The sequence below is a fragment of the Clostridioides sp. ES-S-0010-02 genome, assembly GCA_020641055.1.
GTDB lineage: Bacteria > Bacillota > Clostridia > Peptostreptococcales > Peptostreptococcaceae > Clostridioides.
Genome location: CP067345.1, coordinates 3,577,498 through 3,601,885, shown reverse-complemented (window position 1 = coordinate 3,601,885; position 24,388 = coordinate 3,577,498). Strand labels below are relative to the sequence as shown.

Sequence of the window (24,388 nt, the reverse complement as noted above, 5' to 3'; positions counted from 1 at the left end):
TCTTTTTAAAGTAAAAATAATAAAGCCCAATGACGTATGTTATTATCATCATTAGGCTTTATTTCTATGAATTAATACTAAAATTAAACTTGATGCTAACATTAGTATTAATTTACAGGTTAATTTTATATGGATTTACTTAGAATTAAAATCTGCTTCTTAAAACTTAGTCTTAATATTGGTTCATAGATTTTAATATTTCAATAACATAATCCCAAACATTAGCAATAGAAGGTATACTAACGTGTTCTTTTGGAGTATGAACATCAAACATATCTGGTCCTATAGAGATAGCTTCAGCATGAGGAAGTTTATCAAGTAATAATCCACACTCAAGACCAGCATGTAGAGCCATAACAGTAGGAACTTTACCAGTTAATTTCTCATAAGTTTCACTACATATTTTTTCTAATTTAGAACCTTTTTTAAATTCCCAAGCTGGATATTGAGATGTAAGACCATAGTCAGCACCTAAAGCTTGAGCTAAAAGTCTTATTCTATCAGCTATCTCATCTCTAATAGACATAACAGAACTTCTAACAGAAGTTAAGAATTCAATAGTTGATTCTTTAGTTTCAATTATAGCAAAGTTAGTAGAACTTTCAACTAATCCTTCTATATCAAGACTTACAGATTGAACACCATGAGGAGTTAAGCTTGACATTTGAATAACTTTTTCTTTGCAGTCTTTAGTAAGAGCTTTAGTTGCAGAAGTTTCAACTACTGAATAAGCCATATCAGGGTCAGAAGTAGTAAACTCATGTTTAAATGCAGTTAAAATATCATTTATTTGTTTTTTAGCAGATTCAACATCAGCTTTATCAACAGCTATTATACATTTAGCTTCACGAGGTATAGCATTATGCTTAGTACCACCATCAACTGAAACTAATTCGTAATCAACATCTAGTACGCTTAATACTCTAGCTATTGCTTTGTTAGCATTTGCTCTTTGTAAAACAATTTCCATACCAGAATGTCCACCTAATAATCCAGTAACTTCAACTAATAAAGCTTGCTTGTCAGCTCCAACTTCTTTGTACTCAACAGGTAGACTAACAACACAAGTTTTACCACCAGCACAACTAACTAATAGATATCCTTCTTCCTCGGAGTCCATGTTTAGGATATATTGACCTTTGATTAAGCTTGGGTCTAATGCATCAGCACCATTCATACCATCTTCTTCATTAACAGTAACTAAAACTTCTAATGCTGGATGCTCTAAAGTATTATCTTCTAATATAGCCATACCCATAGCAACAGCGATACCATTGTCAGCTCCAAGAGTAGTTCCAGTAGCGTATATCATATCACCATTAATTCTTAATTTTATAGGGTCTTTAAGAAAATCATGTTCAACATTCTTTTCTTTTTCACAAACCATATCCATATGTCCTTGAAGAACTACTCCTGGACAATTTTCATATCCTTTTGTAGCAGGCTTTCTTATTATTATGTTTAAACTTTCATCCTGGATAGTTTCAAGCCCTAAATTTTTACCAAAGCTAAGTAAATAATCACTTATGCCTTTCTCGTTTCCAGAACCTCTAGGAATTTGAGATATTTTCTCAAAGTTTTTAAAAACATTTTCTGGTTTTAATCCTTCTAATACGTTTCCCATGACTTGTGTTCCTCCTTAATTTATCTATATAAGTAGCTATTTTTATAAAATAAGCTAAAATAAACTCCTTTAAAAAATATTAAAGAAGATTTTTTAACAGATTATATTACAAATAAAGCATGTTTATGTATAATATATAGATAGCTACATACATAGTATAATACAAAATATGTTTAAAATATATCTAAAAGAGAAAAAATATAATAAATTTAGAAATAAAAAAGAAATAAAACTTGCAGTTTTTATTGAAAATGCTTGGAAAGCATACATTTTAAATATTAAAGAAAAAAGTTAAAATATTGAGGATGGTGAATATAGAAAAATGAATGAGAAATCGTTAAGAGTTCTAGAATACAATAAAATAATAGATTTATTAAAGAAGAAAGCCTCATCTTCTTTAGGTCTAAAATATATAGAAAGTTTAGTTCCAAATACTGATTTTGTAGAAGTAAAGTCCATGCTAGAAGAAACTAGTGAAGCTCAATCAATTATTATAAAGAGAGGTTCAGTAGGTTTGGATGGTATTCATGATATAGAAGATAAGGTTAAAAGAGCCTATATAGGTGCATCTCTTGACCCAGGAAGTTTAATTATGATAGCGGATACTTTAAGAGTAGCTAGAAGATTAAAAAATAGTCTATCTAGCAGTGATGAAGAAGATTTTAATTATCCAATAATACAATCTCTATCAAATTCTCTATATGTATATAAAGATATAGAAGAACAGATATACAATGCGATAATAAGTGAAGTAGAAATATCTGACAATGCTTCAAGTACACTTAGAGATATCAGAAGAAGAATAGCTCAAAAAAATCAATCCATTAGGTCTAAATTAAATTCAATAATAAGTTCAACTACTTATCAAAAATACTTACAAGATGCCATAATTTCTCTAAGAGGTGATAGATTTGTAGTACCTGTAAAATCTGAATATAGGTCGCAAGTAGCTGGTATAGTACATGACCAGTCATCTTCTGGTGCGACACTTTTTATAGAGCCAATGACTATAGTAGAGATGAACAATGAGTTAAGACAGCTAAAATTAGGAGAGCAAGAAGAGATAGAGAGAATTTTATCAGAACTTTCTGCAATGGTTGGAGAAGTAAGTGAAGATTTGATATCCAATCAAGAGATACTTGGAAGATTAGACTTTGCATTTTCAAAAGGAAAACTTTCTATACAAATGAGAGGTATAGAGCCTACATTAAATGAGGATAAATATTTAAATATAAAAAATGGAAGACATCCACTATTAGATAAGAAAAAAGTAGTGGCAAATACTATTTATTTAGGAAGAGACTTCCACACATTGGTAATAACAGGTCCAAATACAGGTGGTAAAACAGTTACAATAAAAACTGTAGGTTTATTTGCACTTATGACACAAAGTGGACTTCACATACCTGCTGATTATGGAAGTAGTATGTGTGTATATGATAATGTATTTGCAGATATAGGAGATGAACAAAGTATTGAGCAAAGTTTATCTACATTTTCATCTCACATGACAAATATAGTATCAATACTAAAAACCGTAACAGCAGACTCTTTAGTTATATTTGACGAATTAGGAGCAGGAACAGACCCTGTTGAGGGAGCTGCACTTGCAATAGCAGTATTAGAAGATATAAACTCTGTAGGAGCGAAATGTATAGCAACTACTCACTATAGTGAACTTAAAAATTATGCTCTTACTAAATCTGGTGTAGAAAATGCAGCAGTTGAATTTGATATAGAAACTTTAAGTCCAACATATAAGTTACTTATAGGTGTTCCTGGAAAATCAAATGCGTTTGAGATTTCCAGAAAACTTGGACTTAGTGACTATGTAATTTCACGTGCCAAAGAATATATAAACACAGATAACATAGCTTTAGAAGATGTATTACAAAATGTTGAAAAGAACAGAATCAAAGCTATTGAAGATAGAGAAGAAGCTGAGAGATTGAAGGAAGAGATAGAAAGACTAAAAGTAGAATACGACGAAAAACTTGAAAAATTAGTTACTCAAAGAGATAAGATGATTGAAAAGGCTAAATCAGAAGCATTTTCAATAACAAGACAAGCTAAGGAAGAAGTAGACCTTATAATAAAGGAACTTAGAAGTTTAGAACAAGAAAGAGCTTCTAAAGAAAAAAATCGTAAAATAGAAGAACTTAGAAAAGAATTGACTAGTTCTATGGGAAGTCTTCAACCGACAGTAAAAAGTATGATAGTTCCAAAAGTTTCAAGTAAAGAAATAAAAGACCTAAAACCAGGGGAAGAAGTTAGAGTAATAACTTTAAATCAAAATGGTAGTGTGGTTTCTGTAGACAAAAAGAGAAAAGAAGCAGTAGTGCAAATTGGTATAATGAAGATGACTCTACCTTTTAAATCTTTACAAAAATCTCACAAGGATGTTTCAAAACACGTTACTAAATCAACAAGAAATATCATAAGGGCAAAATCTGGAAATATAAAAAGTGAAGTTGACCTTAGAGGTTTAAATTTAGAAGAAGCTATAATGGAAGTCGAAAAATATCTAGATGATGCATATGTAGCAGGTCTAGAATCTGTAACAGTAATACATGGAATTGGTACAGGAGTGCTAAAATCAGGACTACAAGACATTTTAAGAAAAAATAGACATGTAAAATCACAAAGAGGTGGCCAGTATGGAGAAGGTGGAGCAGGAGTAACAATTGTTAAACTAAAATAATTTGTATAGGAGCACATTTTTATGATATTAGTATCTGCATGTTTAATAGGAATAAATTGTAAATATAGTGGCGATAATAATGAAAATGAAGAAGTAAAAGAATACCTAAAAGGTAAAGATTTTACTCTTGTATGTCCAGAACAGTTAGGTGGTTTATCTACACCAAGACCTCCTGCTGAGATAGTTGATGGAAAAGTAATCACAAAAGAAGATAATAAAGATGTAACAGAAAACTTTGTAAGAGGGGCTGAAGAAACTCTAAAAATAGCAAGATTATATGTATGTAGCGAAGCAATACTAAAAGAGGGTAGCCCCTCTTGTGGATGTAATCTAGTGTATGATGGTAGTTTTTCAGGCAAAAAAATACCAGGGAAAGGTATCACAGCAAAGTTACTGGAAGAAGAAGGAATAAAAGTCAAGAGTGAAAAAGACTTATAGAAAAGCAATAATCGTATAGATAAAAACTGTAATTATAGTATTTTTAATATATACAGAAAACATAATTATTAAAGTGTTTTGCCCTGTAATGAAATACTTGAAAAAACACTAAATTTGATTTAACATAAAGAGATAAGCACAATATAAACCAGGAACAATGTAGAGAGGAGCAACAAGATGCAAGATTTCAAGGTAGCAATATCAAATTGCCTTAAAGAGAAAATAGAAGAACTGTCGATAGAAGAGATAGAGGCACTTATAGAAGTTCCACCAAACAAGGACATGGGTGACTATGCTTTTCCATGCTTTAAATTAGCTAAAGTATTTAGAAAAGCTCCAAACATGATAGCAAGTGAATTAGCAGAAAGTATAGAAGCTAGTGGAGAGATAACAAAAGTAATACAATTAGGCGGATATGTGAATTTCTTTGTAAACAAATCTCAATTAGCAGAAACTGTAATCAAAAAAGTATTAGATGAAAAAGAAAATTATGGTCGTAGTGATTTTGGAAAAGATAAAACTGTAATAGTTGAATACTCTTCTCCAAATATAGCAAAGCCTTTCCATATAGGGCATATAAGAACTACAGTAATAGGTAATGCTCTATATAAGATATATGAATCACAAGGATACAAAACTATAAGAATAAATCATTTAGGTGACTATGGAACTCAATTTGGTAAGTTAATAGTGGCCTTTAAAAAGTGGGGAGAAAAGGAAGTAGTAGAATCTAATCCAATCCCAGAATTATTAAAATTATATGTAAGATTCCATGAGGAAGCAGAACAACATCCAGAAATGGAAGATGAAGCAAGAGCATGGTTTACTAAATTAGAAAATGGTGACGAAGAAGCAAAAGAATTATGGCAATGGTTTAGAGATGAAAGTCTAAAAGAATTTAGTAGAGTATATAAACTTTTAGATATAGAATTTGATTCTTTAGCAGGTGAAAGTTTCTATTCTGATAAGATGGACAGAGTAATAGAGTTGTTAGAAGAGAAAAATCTTTTACAAGAGTCTAAAGGTGCAAGAATCGTTGATTTAGAAGAATATAAGATGCCACCAGCTCTTATTACTAAGAATGATGGCTCAACATTATATATGACAAGAGATTTAGCTGCAGCAATATATAGAAAAGAAACTTATGATTTTGATAAGTGTATATATGTAGTTGGTTCTCAACAAAACCTACATTTCCAACAATGGTTTAAAGTAATTGAACTTATGGGATATGAATGGGCAAAAGACTTAGTGCATGTTGGATTTGGTATGGTAGCTCTTGAAGAAGGGACTATGTCAACTAGAAAAGGAAGAGTTGTATTTTTAGAAGATGCATTAAATCAAGCTATAGATAAAACTAAGGATATTATACTAACTAAAAACCCAGATGCTAAAAATGTAGATGAAATATCTAAACAAGTAGGTGTTGGAGCTGTAGTATTCCAAGAACTATCTAATAGTAGAATAAAAGACTATACTTTCTCATGGGAAAGAACATTAAGCTTTGATGGAGAGACTGGGCCATATGTTCAATATACACATGCTAGATGTTGTGCAGTTTTAAGAAAAGCAAAAGAAGAAATCACTTCTGATATAGATTATAGTCTATTGGCTGATGAAGATAGTGCAGAAGTTCTTAGAGTTATAGAGTCATTTAATAAAAATATTTTACTTGCTCTAAAGAAGAATGAGCCGCATATAGTTACAAGATTTATGCTAGATTTAGCTCAAGCGTTTAATAAATTTTATCATGACAATCCAATTTTAGTGGAAAATTTAGAGATTAGAAAATCGAGACTTGCTTTGGTACAAGCCACAAAACAAACTTTAGAAAATTCTCTGAAGCTGTTGGGAATGCACGCTCCAGAAAGAATGTAATACAACAAAATGTTGAAATAAAAAGAATAAAATTGAACTTAGTACGCAATTTGTATAACTGTAGAATATAGGGATGTCGAAAACTGATGCTTTACATATAAAAAAGTAGTATCGTATAATAATATATAGATAGTAGATTACAATGATTTTTGTACACTACTATCCCCCTATATATGACAGCTTCTTAACGGGCTGTCTCTTTTTTTTTAATAGCAGGATATTTAAATTAAGTTTTTGAGAAAGGATATATTTATGAATGACGTATTAATAAAAAAAGTCTACACATCTTCTTTTAATAATGGAAGTAAGACTCTTAAAGATTTAATTATAATAAATACAAAATCCTTAATAGATGATAAAACTCAAAGATGTGTATATATAGACGAAAAGAGATTGAAAGATGAACTTATTTACTTCAGATTTTATGGAGAAAAAATAGGTAATGTCAATTTTTTAAATATTTTATTACCATTAATTTTATCAAATACTAATATTCAAAAAAGTGAAGATGAGGTTGTTAAATTAATAAAAAAATATGTGAGTTACTTTAGAAAAGAGGAATTCTTATTTGATTATTTATTAAGTTCTGTAGCATATAATTCTGTTATGCACAATCTTATAAATAACAGTAAAATTGAATATGTCGAATTACTACAAAATATTAAAGACAAGATAATAGGTTTTTCTATAGAATTAGACAAGTCTGATATTGTAAAGTTTCAGATGGCAAGGATAGGCACAATACAATTAATTGATAAATATATTGATTTAAAATATGAAGATTATGATGAAGAAAGTATTCTATCAAGTGTTTTAAATATTTTATATGATATTTATATAGAAGACAGAAATGTAGAAAATGAAGGAATTAAAAGCATGAAAAAATCTATATTATCTATTTTAGGTGAAGAGACTGAATTAAACGAAGATAATATAGATTTTATTCTTTCTATGTCAGAATATGTTGTTAAGTTGAGAAAATATAAAATTGGGGTTAAAATGTATAATAAAAAAATAGAACCAAGAAGTCTTATAAGCCTTGAAGAAGGCGATACTACAATAGACCCCATATTTAATCAAATAACAGTTATGTCGAAAACCTTTAGTGATAATATATTAAGCATAAAGATACATTCTAAATCAGGTATTTATATATTAAAGTTTAAAAAGGTTTAGGTTACTAGAGATTACTGTTTTTTTCTAAGTAATCCAAAAAATCTTTTTCTTTAGTGTCAGTTAAGAAACATAATTCTTTTACTATATTATTTCTAAGGTCGATAAAATCACTAATTTGGGTATTTTCATTAGTGTATTCAAGAGACTTTATAATAAGCAGTAAATCTCTTTTTGATAAAGAGTTGATAGATACTTTTTCAATTAATTCCATAAAAAACTTCCTTTCCTCACATTACTTGAAATTAATAATCTAATTATATAAATGTTATATAGACTTTACATATACTATTTTAACCTATAAGGGGTACAAAAAGCAGTATAATATTAAAAAGAGGTGAGAAATATTTGAAAATTTTATTAACAACGTTGAATTCTAAGTTTATTCATACAAATTTAGCTATAAGATACCTAAAAGAATTTGTAAGGAATTTGCTAGAAGTTGACATGAAAGAATATACGATAAACAATGACTTAGATTATATTTTAAAAGATATATACAAAAATGAATATGATATAATTTTATTCTCAACATATATCTGGAATATAGGAGATATAGTTAAACTTTGTGATAATCTAAAAAAAATTAGACCAAATACTAAAATAGCTTTGGGCGGGCCAGAAGTGAGTTATGATAGCTATGAGGCAATGAAGAAATACGATTTTGTAGATTATATACTTTATGGAGAAGGAGAATTAATCTTTAGAGATTTAGTGCTTCATCTTAAAGGAAAAAAAGAAATAAAAAGTGTAGACGGATTGGTATATAGACAAGGAAGCGAGATAATAGTAAATAAACCTATGGAACTTCTTCAAAATTTGGACGAGATTCCTAGTCCTTATGAAAATTTAAATCCAAAGGAATATGAAAATAGAATAGTATATTATGAGTCGTCAAGAGGTTGTCCATTTAACTGTCAATACTGCTTATCTTCTACCATTCCTGGTCTGAGATATTTCAGCTTAGATAGAATAAAAAGAGATTTAAAAGCTTTAATAGATGCAAGAGTCTCACAAATTAAATTTATTGATAGAACTTTTAATGCAAATAAAAAAGTAGCTATGGAAATTATGGATTTTCTTATGAAAAATGATAATGGATATACAACCTATCATTTTGAAGTTACGGCATATTTGATAGATGACAAGATGCTAGAGTTTTTGGCTGACTGTAAAGAAGGGCTTTTCCAGTTTGAAATAGGAGTACAGTCGACAAATGAAAAAACACTTGATGCAGTAGGAAGAAGAGATGATTTCAAAAAGTTATCTCATGTTGTTCAGACAGTAGCATCTTATAGAAATATACATCAACATTTAGACTTAATTGCAGGACTTCCCTATGAGGATTATGAAAGCTTTGAGAACTCATTTAATGATGTATTTAATCTAGGGATAGAACACTTACAATTAGGTTTCTTAAAGATGATTAAGGGTACAGGTATGAGAAAGGTAGCAGATGAGCATGGATTTAAATATAAGGATTATGCTCCATATGAGTTTTTATACAATAATTATATAAGCTATGAAGAAACATTGAAATTAAAGGATATAGAAGATGTACTTGAAAGATACTACAATTCTAAAAACTTTGTGTTGTCCATGAGATATATTATAGGCAAATTTTATAAACAAAGTCCTTTTAAATTTTTTGAAACTTTTGCTAAGTACTTTGATGAAAATGGGTATTTTGACTTGGCACAGGGGAAAAATCAATTATACAAAATATTACTGGATTTCTATAATGAAAAAATAAATATAGACAATGATGTATTTAATGATATATTAAAGTATGACTACATTTCACTAGGTAAGACATCAAATATACCACAGTTTTTTAATAAGTTAGATGTGGATGACTTTAAGAATAGATGTCATGTATTTTTACAAGATAATGATAACTTATCAACATATCTACCTAATTTTGTTGATAAACCAGCAAAACATATAATAAAATATGTTCATTTTGAACCATTTAAATTTAATATTGTGGATTTAAAAAATAATATAAATACAGAAATAAGAGAAGAAGAAAATATAGTCTTATTTGAATATGATGATAAAAAAATATTTGAGAAATCTAAAACTCATAAAGTAGAAATTTAAGTATTTAGGAGGAAACAATGGATTTTAAAATAGAAAAGTATTTACTGAAGAAGGCAGAAGAACTAGCTTTTATAACTATAAAGCATGGTGGAGAATTTAAATTAAAGAGTTATGATGTGCCAAAAGGTGGGCTAGATGTACCTATAAAAAATGAGGTACTAGTAAAAGGTATAAAAGAAAAAACTGCTCAAGATAAGTTAAACTCAATGTCTATAGCAGATGCAATGATATATATAATTGGTATAGATAGTAAATTTAAAAATAATGGAGAATATGAAAAGTTTTTAGATGCTTTGTCTAAGGATATTAACTTAGATTTAAAAGCATATATGGGATACATGTCTAGAAAATACTTTGAGATTGGAGAGCATACAGATTCTTTAATATATATAAAAGCATTTATAACTATGTATCCAGATGATTTAGATGCAATGTATAATTATGCAATTGTGTGCCAAGAGATAGCAAAACAATATCAAAAAGACCTAGATGATAAGGCTATGAATGCATTTTTACTTGAGGCAATGGCCAAACTTGAAAAGATAATAGATATTGATAATGATTTTGCATTAGGTTATTATCATTTAGGTTATCATTATTATAATCAAGGTCAATATTTGAAGACTAAATTGACATGGGAAGATGCATTAAGATTAGGTTTAGATGCTGACTTAGTGGCTGAGATACAAGAAAATTTAGGAAAGATGGATTTTAAAGTACAGTATGAAGAAGGATATACACTTATATTCCATGGTAAGTTTAAAGAGGGATTAGAAAAATTACTGCCACTGGAAGAAGAACATATGGATTGGTGGAATTTGCTGTTTATGATAGGGCTAGGATATAAGGGTATGGGCGAAATAGAGCAGGCTAAGATGTATTTTGAGAAGATATTAGTAATAAAACCTAAGCAAGTAGATGCTATAGTTGAATTAGGGCTTTGTGAAGCTTCTAAATATAATTTAGATAAAGCAATAGAGTATTTTGAGCAAGCTGCTAAGATAAAAGAGGACCCAGAAATTCTTTGTAATTTAGGTATGGCTTACTTAAACAATGGTGAAATTGATGATGCAACTTACTATATAGAAAGAGCTTATGAATTAAATCCACAGGATGAGATTACGATTGCTTGTTTAAGAGAGCTTGGTATAAATAAGTAAGAATGTTATTAGATTCTATTAGGTTTTACTTTATTAGGTTAGATTTGATGCTAGCGAGTTTTATCTGATGCTATTAAATTTTATTAATTAAGAGTGGTAGAACATTTATTATGTTGTACCACTTTTTTTATTTACTTTGTCTAAGTATTTTTACTCTTATTTACTATTTGTAATATTATATTTCATAAGTATCTTGAATTTATAATAATTAAATATTAAAGCAGATTTTAGTTGTACAAATTTTTTGTAACATAAAAAATAAATTGATAAAAGACATATCAAATATGGTATTATTTAGTTAAATATATATAAGGGAGGGGTTACTTTTGATAAAGAAATTAGATGATATTTTAGAGCAGCTTAAAGGAGGAGAAAAAATAGTACTTTCTGTAGCAGCAGCTCACGACAAAGAAGTTTTAATGGCTATAAAGGATGCTGTAGAAAGAAATATAATTACTCCTATATTGGTTGGAAATGAAGGAAAGATAAGAGAAATATCAAAAGAAATAGAATTTGATTTGGGTGGAATTAAAATTATTGACAAGGATGATATTAAAGACTGTGCTGAAATAGCAGTTAAATTAGTATCAAGTAAAGAAGCTGATTTTGTAATGAAAGGTTTATTAGATACATCCGTTATCTTGAAAGAAGTGTTAAATAAAGATTATGGTCTTAGAACTGATAGTTTATTAAGTCATGTTATGGTATATGAGTTAGAAAGATACCATAAGCTATTGATAACTACAGATGGAGGAATGAATATAGCTCCTGACTATGAACAAAAGGCAAAGATATTAAAAAATTCTATAAAAGCAGCAAAAGCTTTAGGTATGGAAACTGTAAAAGTTGCATGCTTAGCAGCTAAGGAAAAAGTAAATCCTAAAATGCAAGCTACTGTAGATGCAGATATGCTAGCAAAAGCTTGTCAAGCAGGAGAATTTGGAGATAATGTAATTGTAGAAGGTCCTTTAGCTTTTGACTTAGCAGTTTCAAAAGAAGCTAGTGAGATAAAAGGATTTAAAAGTGAAGTATCTGGAGATGTAGATATTATGTTGGTTCCAACAATAGAAGTTGGTAATGGCATAGGAAAAGCCTTTACATACATGGCAGATTCTAAATCAGCAGGTATAATTATGGGCGCAAAAGCTCCTATAGTTTTAGTATCAAGAGCTGATTCACATGAATCTAAATTGTACTCTATTGCGTATGGAGCTATTGTAGCTAAAAGTATGAAATAAAAACATTAAGTGTGTAAAATAAATGCGTTAAAAGATAAAATGTAGTCATAGTATCTAAATTAATGCAATATTAAAAAAATTTTATATAAAAAATAATTATAGCTTCAAATGAATATATACAAATGTTCAATTTGAAGCTATAATTAATATTAAAGTAAGAAAAATAAAAAAATTTCAAAAAATTAGTCCAAAAAATGCTATTCTAAGAAGTTTTTACTAATTATGGTATAGGGAGTAAAAATCTGTAACAAGTCCAAAAAAGTAGTGAGAAATAATAAACACACAAATAAGATATAATATCAAAAAATTGACTAGAAATAATTCAAAATTGATTTAAAAAAATCAAAACATAATTTAATTAAACTAAAGTATCAAAAAAGTAGGCTCAAGTATTAAAAAATAGCCAAAAATGAGTAGTTAAATTAACTTAAATTAGGTATTAAAAATAAAATTTTTATGTATTATCTAATTTTGTTAAAAAAATATTTAAATCTAGAGCAAAGTGCTGAAAATTAGTATATAATCAACTTAGAAAGCATTTATTTTATTATTTTATGACATGAAGTCAGTCACCTGGGGGATTTTAAAAATCAAAAAAAGGGGATAGGAATATGGATGAAAAAATGTTAACAATTGATTTAAACAGCCAGAAGATGATAGCAAAAGCTAGAGAAGAAGGCGTAGAAACAATGTATGATAGAAAAGAAGGCTTTAAAGCACAATGTGGTTTTGGTCTTCAAGGGGTTTGCTGTAGAATATGTGGAATGGGACCATGTAGAATAAGTCCTAAAACTCCAAGAGGGTTATGTGGAGCAGACGAACACACTATAGTAGGTAGAAACTTTGCAAGAATGGTTGCTGGTGGGACAGCTGCCCATTCAGACCATGCTAGAGATATAGCACATACATTAGCATTAGCTGATCCAAATGGAAACTATAAAATAAGAGACGAAGCTAAATTAATTACTTTAGCTAAAGAATGGGATGTAGAAACAGAAGGTAGAGATATCTATGATGTAGCACATGAAGTGGCAGAAATTGCATTAATGGAATTTGGTAAACCTTTTGGGACATTAAGATTTATAAAAAATGCGCCAGAACCAAGACAAAAAATATGGAAAGAATATGCTATAGAACCAAGAGCTATAGATAGAGAAATTGCAACAATAATGCACTCTACTCATATAGGTTGTACTGGTGATATAGATAGTTTAATACACATGAGTCTAAGAACTTCTATGGCTGATGGTTGGGGTGGTTCTATGATAGGTACTCGTTTAAGCGATATCTTATTTGGAACTCCAGTACCAAGAAGAACAGAAGCTAACTTAGCAGTATTAGAAGAAAATAAAGTTAATATAATATTACATGGACATGAGCCAGCATTATCAGAAATGATAGTTTTAGCTGCAGAAGAACCAGACTTAATAGCTTTAGCTAAAGAAGTTGGAGCAGATGGAATAAACTTAGCTGGTATGTGTTGTACAGGTAATGAAATTACAATGAGACATGGTGTAAGAATAGCAGGAGACTTCCATCAACAAGAACTTGCAATAGTAACTGGAGCAGTTGAGGCTGTAATAGTTGACGTTCAATGTATATTCCCTGCACTAGCTAGAGTAGCAGATTGTTACCACACTAAATTTGTAACAACTTCTCCAAAAGCTAAAATAACAGGTTCAACTTATATTGAATTTAGAGAAGAACAAGCTCTTGATGATGCTAAATCAATAGTTAAAGAAGCTATCTTAAACTTTAAAAATAGAGATAAATCAAAAGTACTTATACCTGAATTAAAATCAGGGGCAACAGTTGGGTATAGTGTAGAAGCAGTAGTAAATCAATTAGACAGAGTTGTAAACTCTCATATAGATCCAGCAGGAACAGTTAAGCCATTAACAGACTGTTTAAAATCTGGAGTATTAAGAGGAGCAGCTGGTGTAGTTGGATGTAACAATGCTAAAGGAGTTTCAAATGAGGCTCACGTAACAATAATGAAAGAATTAATTAAAAACGACATAATAGTAGTTACTACAGGATGTGGTGCTTCAGCAGCAGCTAAATTTGGTTTAATGGAAACTGATGCAGCTGAAAAATATGCAGGTAAAGGTCTTGCAACTGTCTGTAAATTAGTAGGAATCCCACCAGTACTACATATGGGTTCTTGCGTTGATATAAGCCGTATATTAGATTTAGTTGGAGCAGCAGCTAATTACTTAGATATGGATATGTGTGACCTTCCAGTTGTAGGTATAGCTCCAGAGTGGATGTCAGAAAAAGCAGTTGCTATAGGATGCTATGTTGTAGCTTCTGGTATAGACACTTACTTAGGAATAATGCCTCCAATAGCTGGTTCTTCAAGAGCAGTAGATATATTAACTAGCGAATTAAAAGATAAAGTTGGTGCAACATTTACTGTAAATACAAATCCAAAAGAGTTAGCAGCTACAATAATAGAAGATATAGAAAAGAAACGTGTTCACTTCGAAGCATTAGTTGAAGAAAAAATGGGTGTTGAAGCAGAAGCTTAGAAAATGGCTAAAGCCTTAGAAAAAACGATTTTATATCTAAATAAAGGTTTTATAGTTGAATGAAGTCAAATATTAAAGAAAAGAACATCAAAATACAATGAATATACTGAATAAATAAAATATAAACAATATAATGAAGAATACTAAAACTATACATGCTGCTTTGAAAAGCTAGTAGGGTAAATGTAATTGGTTCCTGTAAGGACTAGCTGTAGTTTATTTTTAGTGTTTAAAAAATAGATAACTACACTAAAACATAAATAAAATAAAAAGCAAATAGTAATAAAGGTGGTAGGGATTATGAAGATAGCAATAACAGGTAAAGGTGGAGTAGGTAAAACGACTTTTTCTTCAATGCTCTCTAGGATGTTTGCTGAAGACGGATACAGAGTTGTTGCTGTTGATGCCGATCCTGATGCTAATTTAGCTTTAGCACTAGGTTTTCCAAAAGAAGTATATGAATCAATAGTACCTATATCAGAAATGAAAAAGTTAGTTTCAGATAGAACAGCTGCTTCTGTAGGTTCATTTGGAAAAATGTTTAAGATGAATCCTAAAGTAGACGATATACCTGAAAATTTCTGTAAAGAATACAACGGAGTGAGATTACTTACATTAGGAACAGTGGATTCTGGTGGCACTGGATGTGTATGTCCAGAGCACGTTCTTTTAAAAAGACTCTGTTCACACTTAATACTACAAAATAAAGATGTAGTTGTTATGGATATGGAAGCTGGAATTGAACACTTAGGAAGAGGAACAGCTCAAGGTGTAGATGCTTTTATAGTAGTTGTAGAGCCAGGAGAAAGAAGTCTCCAAACATATAGAAAAGTTAAAAAACTTGGTCATGATATAGGCGTAAATAAGGTATTTGTTGTAGGTAACAAAATCAGAAATAAAGAAGATGAAGAATTTATAATACAAAACTTAGAAGATGGGGAATCTTTAGGATTTATCTATTACAATCAAGATGTTATAGATTCTGATAGAGCTAATCAATCTCCATATGATTCTAGTGAAACAACAAAGGCACAAATTAAAGAAATAAAAGAGAAATTAATGTCACTTAAAGATAAATAGAAATTTTGATTTATAATTGGGTTGTTGGTTAAAGGCAATAAATAGGTATTAGATAGGTAATAAATGATTAATTAGATAAATGACTAGCTATTAAGTTAAAGATATTTTAATAGCTTAGTAGCTAGTTTTTAAGCAATTTTACATGTATAATTATCTTATAAAATATAATTTTTACATATTAATACAATTTATACAAAAATTATATTTTAAATCTATTTAGGTTGTGGGAGGAGATTCAGTTATGGGATTTAAATCTGACATTGAAATAGCTCAAGAAGCTAAACCTCAAGATATTAGAGAGGTTGCAAAAAAATTAGGACTAGGTGAAGAAGATGTAGAACTATATGGTAAATACAAAGCCAAAGTTGACTACAATCTACTAAAAAGAGAAACTGGGAAAAAAGCTAAGTTAATATTAACTACAGCTATAAACCCAACTCCAGCAGGTGAAGGAAAAACTACTACTACTATCGGTGTTGCTGATGCATTTGCAAAATTAGATAAAAATGTATTAGTTGCTTTAAGAGAACCATCTCTAGGACCAGTATTTGGTGTTAAAGGTGGGGCAGCTGGTGGAGGATATGCACAAGTTGTTCCTATGGAAGATATAAACTTACACTTCACAGGAGACTTTCATGCTATAGGAGCTGCTAATAACCTTTTAGCTGCTATGCTTGACAATCATATTCATCAAGGAAATGAACTTAGAATAGACCCTAAGAAAATAACTTGGAGAAGATGTGTAGACATGAACGATAGACAACTTAGAAATATCGTTGATGGTATGGGTAAAAAAGGCGATGGAGCAGTTAGACAAGATGGATTTGATATAACTGTTGCTTCTGAAATAATGGCAGCGTTCTGTTTGGCAAGTGATATAGCTGACTTAAAAGAAAGATTAGGAAACATAATAGTTGGATATAGCTACGAAGGTGCACCTGTAACAGCTAGACAATTAAAAGCTAATGGTGCTATGGCTGCATTATTAAAAGATGCTTTAAAACCAAACCTAGTTCAAACTCTTGAAGGAACACCATCATTTGTACATGGTGGACCATTTGCAAATATAGCTCATGGATGTAACTCTGTTATAGCTACAAGAATGGCTATGCACTTTGCAGATTATGTAATAACTGAGGCTGGTTTCGGTGCTGACCTTGGAGCAGAAAAATTCTTAGATATAAAATGTAGAATGGCAAACTTAAAACCAGATGCTGTTATAATAGTTGCTACTGTAAGAGCATTAAAATACAATGGTGGAGTTGCTAAAGCAGACTTAAACGAAGAAAATCTAGAAGCTCTTGAAAAAGGACTTCCAAACTTATTAAAACATGTTGAAAACATAACTCAAGTATATGGATTACCAGCAGTTGTTGCAATAAACAGATTCCCACTTGATACTGAAGCTGAACTTAAACTTGTTGAAGACAAGTGTAAAGAATTAGGCGTTAATGTTGCTCTTTCTGAAGTATGGGCAAAAGGTGGAGAAGGTGGAATTGCAGTAGCTAAAGAAGTTTTAAGATTATTAGATGAAGAAGAAAATAATTTTAGATTCTGCTATGAAGATGATTTATCTATAAAAGATAAGATAAATGCTATAGCTACTAAGATTTATGGAGCAGATGGTGTAGATTATACTCCAGAAGCTGATAAAGAAATAGCTAACTTAGAAAAACTTGGATTTACTAAAGTTCCAGTATGTATGGCTAAAACTCAATATTCTTTAACTGATGACCAAACTAAATTAGGTAGACCAACAGGATTTAGAATAACTGTAAGACAAGCATCAATTTCAGCAGGAGCTGGATTTATAGTTGCACTTACTGGAGAAATAATGAAAATGCCAGGATTACCAAAAGTTCCAGCAGCAGAAAAAATAGATGTTGATGAAAATGGAGTAATAGCTGGATTATTCTAAGTGTATTAATTTATAAATAAAGAGTAGGAAATATCTCTAAGATAATTTAGGATATTTTCCTACATCCTTTTAAGGAGGATTATCATGAAAATAGCAGATAAAACTTGTGTTGATTTTGTAGAAGTACTATCTTCTAAAGAAGCAGTACCAGGTGGCGGTGGAGCTGCCGCACTAGTTGGTGCAATTGGTATGGCTTTAGGGAGTATGGTATGCAATCTTACAATAGGAAAGAAAAAGTATGCTGAGTATGAAGAAAGTGTAAAAGATATATTAAATAAAGCAGGAAAATTAGAAAAAGATTTATTAAAAATGATAGATGATGATGCAGAATGTTTCTTACCATTATCAAAAGCTTATGGGCTTCCTAAAGAAACAGAAGAGGAAAAAAGAATAAAAGCAGAAACAATGGAAAAAGCGCTAAAAGTTGCTTGTGAAGTACCATTAAATATAGTAAGAGTTTGTTATGAAGCTATTAAGTTACATGAAGATTTAGTTGATAAAGGTTCAAGACTTGCTATAAGCGACGTTGGTGTAGGGGTTCAATGTTTAAGAGCTGCTATACTTGGTGGACAATTAAATGTAGTTATAAATATAAATTCTATACAAGATCAAGAGTATGTTAGTAAAGTAAAAACAGAAGTAGATAAATTAGTTGAAGATGGCGTTAAAACTTGTGATGAAGTTTATGCTAAAGTTGAAAAAGCGCTTGGAAAATAATTTTTAAATGACGAAAGTAGATACTATGTTATTAATATGTGGTATATAGAATAAATTAATTTAAGTTTGCTTGTAGGGGAGTTGTGAATATATGGAAGTAATGTCAACTAAAGGACAGATTATAAAAGGAAAACCTGTAGCTGATAAGATTAGTGAAGACTTAATAAAAGAAGTCGAGTTACTAGTTAAAGAAGGTATAAATCCTAAGCTAACAATAGTTAGAGTTGGAGCAAGAAGCGATGATTTATCATATGAAAGAGGAGCACTAAAAAGATGTCAAAACATTGGTATAACAACTGAAGTGTTGGAATTAGCTGAAGATATAACTCAAGAAGAATATATTGATGTTTTAAAGAAAGTTAATGATGACAAGGATGTTAATGGTATATTATGTTTTAGACCACTTCCAAAACACTTAAATGAAGAAGTTATAAAATATGTCATTGCACCAGAAAAAGATGTAGATTGTTTTAGCCCAATAAACTCTGCTAAAGTCATGGAAGGAGATAAGAGTGGATTCCCACCATGTACTCCTACAGCAGTAGTAGAAATATTAAAACATTATAATGTTGATTTAAAAGGAAGTAAGGTAACAGTTCTTGGAAGATCAATGGTAGTTGGGAAGCCAGTATCAATGCTTTTATTAAGTGAACATGCAACTGTTACAATATGCCATTCAAAGACTAAAAACTTATCAGATGTAGCTGCAGAAGCGGACGTATTGATAGCAGCTATTGGTAGAGCTAAGATGGTAGATGAAAGTTTTGTGAAAGATGGAGCAGTAGTTATAGACGTTGGTATAAATGTTGATGAAGAAGGAAATTTATGTGGAGATGTTGATACAAATGCAGTTTTAAATAAAGTATCGATGATAACTCCAGTTCCAGCGGGGGTTGGTTCAGTTACAACATCTATACTTGCAAAACATGTAGTTAAAGCTTGTAAGTTGCAAAACAATAAATAGATATTGTGGAAGGTTTAGGGGGGAAGTAGATATGATAATTTCTGAAAATAAACCATTGGAAGAAGTGCTAGGGTACTTAAAGAATTTTGACAAGCTAGTTTTAGTTGGTTGTAATCAATGTGCAGCGACTTGTAAGAGTGGTGGAGAAGAAGAAGTTCTAAAAATGAAGGAAACTCTTGAAGGTGAGGGCAAAAAAATCTTAGGATATGTAATGCTTGATCCTGCTTGTAACCTTTTAAAGTCTAAAAAGGACTTAAAGGCTCTAAAAGAAGAAACTAAAGAAGCTGATGCAGTTTTATCTTTAGCATGTGGAGATGGGACACAAACAATAGTTAAAAACCTAAAAAATAAACCAGTTTATCCAGCTAACAACACTTTGTTTATAGGGGAAGTACAAAGGGTTGGAGAATATGAGGAAGCCTGTAAGGCTTGTGGAGACTGTGAACTTGGTTGGACAGGTGGAATATGTCCAGTAACTATGTGTGCTAAAGGTCTTATGAATGGGGCTTGTGGTGGAGCTAAAAATGGTAAATGTGAAGTAAATCCAGAAAATGATTGTGCTTGGATAAAAATATATGAAAGATTGGAATCTATAGGCCAATTAGATAATTTAGCAGAAATAAGACCACCAAAAGACTATTCTAAGCAAAATAATCCAAGAAGCTTAAGTGCAAAGAAAAAGAAAGAAGCAACAGCCAATTCATAAAAGTTTTTTTTAGAAGGTTAAAAGGGGGATTAGAGATGAGCTTATTAAGAGAAACATTAGAGAGTGGAAAATTTGCAGTTACTACTGAGATGGCTCCTCCAAAAGGGACTGACCTTTCACATTTAATTGAATGTGCAAAGCCGTTAGTTGGAAGAGTTCATGCAGCAAATGTGACAGACTTTCAATCAGCAGTTATGAGAGCAACTTCTCTTGCTACATGTAAATTACTAAAAGATGCTGGATTAGAGCCAGTGATTCAAATAACAGGGAGAGATAGAAATAGGATAGCTATACAAGGAGAAATGTTGTCAGCAGGTGTATTTGGGATAAACAACTTGTTGGCATTAACAGGAGACCATACTAGCGTAGGAGACCATCCACAAGCTAAAGGTGTATTTGATTTAGACTCTGTAGGGATACTTCAAACTGCTGAAACTCTAATGGCAGGTACGGATATGGCTGGTAATAAATTAAAAGGTTCTCCAGATTTTTATCTAGGAGCATCAGTAACTCCAGAATATTCTCCAATAGAAGTTCAATTATTAAAAATGCAAAAGAAAATAAAAGCTGGAGCTAAATTTTTCCAAACTCAAGCACTTTATGACATAAATACAATGAGAAGGTTTAGAGAACTAACAAGAGATATGGATTGCAAGGTATTGGCAGGGATAGTACCTTTAAAATCTCCAGGAATGGCTAAATTTATGACTGCAAATGTACCAGGAATATTTGTGCCAGATGAACAAATCGAAAGATTAAGAGCAGCTGGAAAAGAAAACTGGGTAAGTGAAGGAATAAAAATGGCAGGAGAACTTATCAAACAATTAAAAGAAGAAGATTTATGTGATGGTGTTCATATAATGGCAATTGGGGCAGAAGAAAATATACCTGCTATACTAGATGCCGCAGGTTTATAGTATTACAAGATTGTAGATTATAAGGTTTGGGGGAATTAAGGATGAAAATAGTAGTAGTAGGTGGTGGACCAGGAGGATATGTAGCAGCTATAAAAGCTTCTATGCTTGGTGCAGAGGTGACAGTTGTTGAAAAAAGAAGAGTTGGAGGAACTTGCTTAAATGCAGGATGTATACCAACTAAAGCACTTCTTGCTTCTTCAGGGGTATTAAATACTGTGAAGGAAGCAAAGGATTTTGGTATAGAGATAGATGGTACAGTTACACCAAATTTCACTGCCATAATGGAAAGAAAAAATAAAGTTGTAAATCAATTAATAAGTGGTATAGAATTCCTATTTGAGAAAAGAGGAGTAAAACTAGTTAATGGTTTTGGAAAATTAATTGATAAAAATACTATAGAAGTAACAAAAGATGATGGAACAGTAGAATCTATAAAAGCTGATAAGATAATACTAGCTAATGGTTCTGTTCCAGTTGTACCAAGAATGTTCCCATATGATGGAAAGATTGTAATAACTAGTGATGAAGTTCTTGGACTTGAAGATATACCTGAATCTATGTTAATAGTAGGTGGTGGAGTTATAGGATGTGAAATAGGGCAATTCTTTAGAGCCTTAGGAACAGAAGTAACTATAGTTGAAATGGTTGACCAGATACTATTAAATGAAGATAAAGATGTAGCAAAACAACTACTTAGACAATTTAAGAAAGATAAGATTAAAGTTATTACAGGTATTGGAGTACAAACTTGTGAAGTAGTTGATGGTAAAGCTGTTGCAACTCTTTCTAATGGAAAGGTTATAGAAGCACAATATGCATTAGTATGTGTTGGTAGAAGACCTAACCTTGATAATTCTGGAGTAGAAGATATAGGAATTGAAATGGAAAGAGGAAAAGTAGTAGTTAATGAGCATCTTGAAACTAATGTAGAAGGTATATATGCAATAGGTGATATAATAGATACTCCTTTCTTAGCACATGTTGCTTCTAAAGAAGGTATTGTTGCAGTTGAAAATGCTTTAGGAAAAACTAAAGTAGTAGATTATAGAGCAATTCCAAGATGTGTTTATACTGAACCTGAAGTTGCTGGTGTTGGTAAAACTGAAAAACAACTTGAAGCTGAAGGTGTAGAATACAATGTAGGTCAATTTGATTTTAGAGGACTTGGAAAAGCACAGGCTATAGGACATTTCCAAGGATTTGTAAAAATAATAGCTGATAAAGAAACAGATAAAATAATAGGTGCAGCAGTAGTAGGTCCTCATGCTACAGATTTATTAACAGAGTTATCACTTGCTGTTCATCTAGGATTAACTGTAGAACAAGTAGGGGATGCAATACATCCACATCCAAGTTTATCTGAAGGACTAATGGAAGCACTTCATGATGTACATGGAGAATGTGTTCATTCTGTACCTAAATTATAATAAGTAAACAGAGTACATAAGGCTCTGTGGCTAGATTTAAGGGGGAAGTCTTAAAATGGGATACAATATAGCTGTTGCAGGAAAAGGTGGAACTGGTAAAACAAGTCTCACAGGGCTTTTGATTGATTATTTGGTTAAGGACAATAAGGGACCAGTATTAGTTGTAGATGCTGATGCTAATGCTAACATAAATGAAGTATTAGGTATTGAAGTTGAAGCAACAATAGGAGAAATAAGAGAAGAAGTAAATCAAAGAGAAAAGTTAGGCAATGCATTCCCAGGTGGTATGACAAAAGCACAATATCTACAATTTAGATTAAATTCTATAATTGAAGAAGGAGAAGGATATGACTTGTTAGTAATGGGGAGATCAGAAGGGGAAGGATGTTACTGTTTTGTAAATGGGATACTTAGAGAACAAGTAAACAAAATATCTGGTCACTACAAATACTTAGTCATGGACAACGAAGCTGGTATGGAACATCTAAGCAGAAAAGTTACTAGACATGTTGATACACTTTTATTGGTTAGTGATTGCTCAAGACGTAGCATACAAGCTGTTGCTAGAATAAGAGATTTAGCTGAGGAACTAAAATTAAATGTTGGAAGAATACTTCTAATTGTAAATAAGGTTCCAAATGGGGTTATGAATGATGGTGTTAAAGAGGAAATAGAAAAACATAACCTAGAGCTAATTGGTGTTGTACCTATGGATGAATTGATATATGAATATGATTCTACAGGTATTCCTTTAGTTAATTTACCTGAAGATTCAAAATCTAAAGTGGCTATGAAAGAGATTTTTGCTAAATTAGAATTAAAATAGGCTTAAGGGGGAAAAAAATATGGCATTTAAAATGTCTACTCAAAAATATTCTGGAAAAATATCAGAAGTTGAAGTAGGAATAGGGGAAAAAGCAATTAAATTAGGTGGGGAAAATGTATTACCTTTTTATAGTTTTGATGGAGAAGTAGGGAATACTCCAAAAATAGGTATAGAAATATCAGACGTTTATCCTGAAAGCTGGACTGATTCATATAAAGAGTTATACAAAGATGTAGCTAATTGTCCAGTAGAATGGGCTAAATATGTTGAAGCTAATACACAAGCAGATTTTATTTGTTTAAAATTTGATGGTTCTGACCCAAATGGATTAGATAAATCAGTTGATGACTGTGCTGAAGTTGCTAAAGCAGTAGTTGAAGCAATAACATTGCCTTTAGTAGTAGCTGGTTCAGGAAATCATGAAAAAGATGGTAAACTGTTTGAAAAATTAGCTCAAGCGTTGGATGGGCATAACTGTCTATTTATGTCAGCAGTAGAAGATAACTACAAAGGAGTAGGAGCATCAGCTGGAATGGCTTATTCACACAAAGTTGGAGCAGAATCTTCTGTTGATATAAACCTAGCAAAACAATTAAACGTACTGTTAACTCAATTAGGCGTTAAAGGTGAAAATATAGTTATGAATGTTGGATGTTCAGCAGTTGGTTATGGATATGAATATGTTGCATCTACTATGGATAGAATTAGACTTGCAGCATTTGGTCAAAATGATAAGACATTACAAATGCCTATCATAACACCAGTAGCTTTCGAAGTAGGTCATGTTAAAGAAGCTATAGCTCCAGTAGAAGATGAGCCAGATTGGGGTTGTCCAGAAGAAAGAACTATAGCAATGGAAGTTTCAACTGCAGCAAGTGTTTTAGTAGGTGGTTCAAACGCAGTTATACTTCGTCATCCAAAATCAATAGAAACTATAAAAGAATTGGTTAACGCATTAGCTTAATTAAATTGTTAAGGTTAGGGGGA

19 protein-coding genes are annotated in these 24,388 nt (G+C 31.0%); 17 read left to right on the top strand and 2 right to left on the bottom strand.

All coding sequences use genetic code 11. The annotated features are described in order from the left end of the window. Positions 1-172 precede the first annotated feature (172 nt). The gene (locus JJC01_16735) at positions 173-1,624 is read right to left on the bottom strand and encodes an aminoacyl-histidine dipeptidase (GenBank protein ID UDN57796.1); all 1,452 of its coding nucleotides are present in this window, start codon (positions 1,622-1,624) and stop codon (positions 173-175) included. Between the two features lie 322 nt (positions 1,625-1,946). Between JJC01_16735 and JJC01_16730 the strand changes: the two genes are divergently transcribed. From JJC01_16730 to JJC01_16715, 4 genes are all read left to right on the top strand, one after another. Beyond that, positions 1,947-4,325 carry an endonuclease MutS2 gene (locus tag JJC01_16730; GenBank protein ID UDN57795.1) on the top strand — a complete coding sequence of 793 codons (2,379 nt, stop codon included), beginning with the start codon at positions 1,947-1,949 and terminating at the stop codon, positions 4,323-4,325. A 21-nt stretch (positions 4,326-4,346) separates the two neighbouring features. Continuing rightward, complete coding sequence (locus JJC01_16725) at positions 4,347-4,763, top strand: DUF523 domain-containing protein (protein ID UDN57794.1); 417 nt, start codon at positions 4,347-4,349, stop codon at positions 4,761-4,763. Positions 4,764-4,940: 177 nt separating this feature from the next. Next, positions 4,941-6,641: an arginine--tRNA ligase gene (locus JJC01_16720; GenBank protein ID UDN57793.1), complete on the top strand. Its 1,701-nt coding sequence runs from the start codon at positions 4,941-4,943 to the stop codon at positions 6,639-6,641. 252 nt (positions 6,642-6,893) lie between these two features. Continuing rightward, on the top strand, positions 6,894-7,817 hold the full coding sequence (locus JJC01_16715; GenBank protein ID UDN57792.1) for a hypothetical protein: 924 nt from the start codon (positions 6,894-6,896) through the stop codon (positions 7,815-7,817). Between the two features lie 4 nt (positions 7,818-7,821). Here JJC01_16715 and JJC01_16710 read toward each other — a convergent pair whose 3' ends face one another. Next, a complete protein-coding gene (locus tag JJC01_16710; protein ID UDN57791.1) occupies positions 7,822-8,028 on the bottom strand; it encodes a hypothetical protein in 207 nt (68 codons plus the stop codon). Between the two features lie 134 nt (positions 8,029-8,162). Between JJC01_16710 and JJC01_16705 the strand changes: the two genes are divergently transcribed. The 13 genes from JJC01_16705 (at position 8,163) to JJC01_16645 (ending at position 24,365) form a co-directional block, all read left to right on the top strand. Next, positions 8,163-9,917, top strand: a complete 1,755-nt coding sequence (locus JJC01_16705) for a B12-binding domain-containing radical SAM protein (protein ID UDN57790.1) — start codon at positions 8,163-8,165, stop codon at positions 9,915-9,917. A gap of 17 nt (positions 9,918-9,934) precedes the next feature. Then, positions 9,935-11,077, top strand: coding sequence for a tetratricopeptide repeat protein (locus tag JJC01_16700; GenBank protein ID UDN57789.1), 1,143 nt, complete (start codon positions 9,935-9,937; stop codon positions 11,075-11,077). Positions 11,078-11,403: 326 nt separating this feature from the next. Then, positions 11,404-12,315: a bifunctional enoyl-CoA hydratase/phosphate acetyltransferase gene (locus JJC01_16695; GenBank protein UDN57788.1), complete on the top strand. Its 912-nt coding sequence runs from the start codon at positions 11,404-11,406 to the stop codon at positions 12,313-12,315. Positions 12,316-12,926: 611 nt separating this feature from the next. After that, positions 12,927-14,846: an anaerobic carbon-monoxide dehydrogenase catalytic subunit gene (gene cooS / locus JJC01_16690; GenBank protein UDN57787.1), complete on the top strand. Its 1,920-nt coding sequence runs from the start codon at positions 12,927-12,929 to the stop codon at positions 14,844-14,846. Between the two features lie 300 nt (positions 14,847-15,146). After that, on the top strand, positions 15,147-15,926 hold the full coding sequence (locus JJC01_16685) for an AAA family ATPase (protein UDN57786.1): 780 nt from the start codon (positions 15,147-15,149) through the stop codon (positions 15,924-15,926). Between the two features lie 241 nt (positions 15,927-16,167). Next, positions 16,168-17,844, top strand: a complete 1,677-nt coding sequence (locus JJC01_16680; protein ID UDN57785.1) for a formate--tetrahydrofolate ligase — start codon at positions 16,168-16,170, stop codon at positions 17,842-17,844. An 84-nt stretch (positions 17,845-17,928) separates the two neighbouring features. Continuing rightward, positions 17,929-18,561 carry a cyclodeaminase/cyclohydrolase family protein gene (locus JJC01_16675; protein ID UDN57784.1) on the top strand — a complete coding sequence of 211 codons (633 nt, stop codon included), beginning with the start codon at positions 17,929-17,931 and terminating at the stop codon, positions 18,559-18,561. A 91-nt stretch (positions 18,562-18,652) separates the two neighbouring features. Further along, positions 18,653-19,525, top strand: coding sequence for a bifunctional 5,10-methylene-tetrahydrofolate dehydrogenase/5,10-methylene-tetrahydrofolate cyclohydrolase (locus JJC01_16670; protein ID UDN57783.1), 873 nt, complete (start codon positions 18,653-18,655; stop codon positions 19,523-19,525). Positions 19,526-19,556: 31 nt separating this feature from the next. Continuing rightward, complete coding sequence (locus JJC01_16665) at positions 19,557-20,231, top strand: methylenetetrahydrofolate reductase C-terminal domain-containing protein (protein UDN57782.1); 675 nt, start codon at positions 19,557-19,559, stop codon at positions 20,229-20,231. 35 nt (positions 20,232-20,266) lie between these two features. Next, positions 20,267-21,148 carry a methylenetetrahydrofolate reductase gene (locus tag JJC01_16660; GenBank protein ID UDN57781.1) on the top strand — a complete coding sequence of 294 codons (882 nt, stop codon included), beginning with the start codon at positions 20,267-20,269 and terminating at the stop codon, positions 21,146-21,148. A 41-nt stretch (positions 21,149-21,189) separates the two neighbouring features. Further along, positions 21,190-22,575 carry a dihydrolipoyl dehydrogenase gene (gene lpdA, locus JJC01_16655; GenBank protein UDN57780.1) on the top strand — a complete coding sequence of 462 codons (1,386 nt, stop codon included), beginning with the start codon at positions 21,190-21,192 and terminating at the stop codon, positions 22,573-22,575. 55 nt (positions 22,576-22,630) lie between these two features. After that, positions 22,631-23,401, top strand: coding sequence for an AAA family ATPase (locus JJC01_16650; protein UDN57779.1), 771 nt, complete (start codon positions 22,631-22,633; stop codon positions 23,399-23,401). Positions 23,402-23,420: 19 nt separating this feature from the next. Further along, a complete protein-coding gene (locus JJC01_16645; GenBank protein UDN57778.1) occupies positions 23,421-24,365 on the top strand; it encodes an acetyl-CoA decarbonylase/synthase complex subunit delta in 945 nt (314 codons plus the stop codon). The last annotated feature ends 23 nt before the right edge of the window (positions 24,366-24,388 follow it).